The sequence below is a fragment of the Halorubrum halodurans genome, from assembly GCF_002252985.1.
Taxonomy (GTDB): Archaea; Halobacteriota; Halobacteria; order Halobacteriales; family Haloferacaceae; genus Halorubrum; species Halorubrum halodurans.
Genome location: NZ_NHPJ01000023.1, coordinates 1 through 1632 on the forward strand (window position 1 = coordinate 1; position 1632 = coordinate 1632).

A 1632-nucleotide genomic window follows, 5' to 3' on the forward strand; every position below is an offset into this window, starting at 1 on the left:
GGCGCGCCACCGCGGTCGGTCGGTGGTTGGACTGTACTGAGCGGTTGAGAGTGGCAAAACGGTCCGCGGCTGACGATCTCGACGAGACCGCTTCCCGTTAGCTCCGTGCTCAGAGCCCGAACCCGGCGGTCGCCGACGAGAGGTCCACGTCGAGCGAGACGACGTAGGTGGTGACCGCCCAGAACGCGGCAATCTCGAGGGCGGTGATGATCACGGTCACGAGGTCCGCGTACTTGCTGCTCGTGGTGACGCCGAACGGCAGCGAGAACTCATTGTCCGAGAGCGGGTGAAAGAGCGCGATCCCGCGGCGACTGCCCAGGAGATCCAGCAGGTAGTGGGTCACCACGCCGACCCAGACGAAGTGGAGGTTGTCGAAGACGATCGGGTACGCGGAGACGACCGCGAGCACCGGGAGGCTGTGGAGCGTCTTCCGGTGTTTGCCGAAGGCGGTGTCGACGTCGGGAAAGAGCGCGCCCAACACGATCGGCACCGTGATCTGGGCGACCTTCCGGGCGGTGTCGACGTCGACGCCCGGCTCGAGCACGAACCCGAGCCCGACGGCGAGCAGCAGCGCGTTCAACACGTGGCCGCGTTTGTTCATGCCCCGTCTCTCGCGGCGTCGACCGAAAAGGCACGGATCGCCGCCGAACCCGACGCGGTTCCGGCGCCGACCGCACCGGCTCGGGACCGCTCCACGCGCCCGGATCCGGCGTCGAAAGAGCCACGGGGGGCGACCGTCTGGATCCGGCATGGAGTACGAGGAGCCCAAGTTCTTTCAGGTGATGAAGTACGGCGCGGACGCCGACCGCGACGTCATCGACATGGTGAGCGGCAACCCCGACTGGGAGCCGCCCGCCGCCCTCCGCGAGGCCGTCGCGGCGTACGCGGAGCTGCCGTCGGCCGAGTTCCAGTACCCCCCGAGCGAGGGCATCCGGGAGCTCCGCGAGGCGATCGCGGTGCGACGCGGGGTCGACGTCGACCGGATCGTCCTCACCAACGGGACGGGCGAGGCGAACTACCTCGGGATGGCGCGGGCGCTGGAGCGCGACGCCGGCGACGAGGCGCTGTTGATGGACCCGGTCTACCCGTACTACCCCGGCAAGACCGAGCTGCTCGGCGGCGATCCGACCCTCGTTCCGACCGAGCGCGACGGCGGCCTCGACGTCGAGGCGGTCCGCGAGGCCGCGAGCACCGAGACCGCGCTGATCGTCCTCAACACCCCGAACAACCCCACCGGGGCGGTGTACGACATCGGGAAGGTGCGGGAGGTCGTCGAGATCGCGACCGAGGTCGACGCGCTCGTCGTCGTCGACGAGGTGTACGACCGCTTCGACCACACCGGCTCCTTCGAGTCGGCGCTCGCGATCGACTCCGACCGGGTGATCGTCACGAGCGGCTTCTCGAAGTCGATGGCGATCACGGGCTTTCGCGTCGGGTACGCGATCCTTCCGGACGACCACGTCGGCGCGGCGAAGACGCGGCACATGCTCGTGAACGTCGCGGGCTCGCGGCCCGCCCAGTACGCCGTCTCGCACGCCCTGGAGGCGACGGAGGAGGCATACTACGCGGAGGCGCGGGAGCGCCTCGCCGGCCGGATCGACGCGTTCACCGAGGCACTCGACGCGGCCGGCG

2 protein-coding genes are annotated in these 1632 nt (G+C 69.7%); one reads left to right on the top strand and one right to left on the bottom strand.

The window, feature by feature from the left end; all coding sequences use genetic code 11:
• Positions 1-109: 109 nt before the first annotated feature.
• Entirely contained in the window at positions 110-601 is a 492-nt protein-coding gene (locus tag DJ70_RS02255; RefSeq protein ID WP_094529745.1) for a metal-dependent hydrolase, read from the bottom strand.
• 148 nt (positions 602-749) lie between these two features.
• Here DJ70_RS02255 and DJ70_RS02260 point away from each other — a divergent pair.
• Positions 750-1632: pyridoxal phosphate-dependent aminotransferase (locus DJ70_RS02260; protein WP_094529746.1), on the top strand; the 883-nt coding region annotated here is incomplete at its 3' end.

Bases quoted from the DNA above. Each gene is read 5' to 3' on its own strand.
- DJ70_RS02255 (WP_094529745.1), bottom strand. From the start codon at position 601: ATGAACAAACGCGGCCACGTGTTGAACGCGCTGCTGCTCGCCGTCGGG.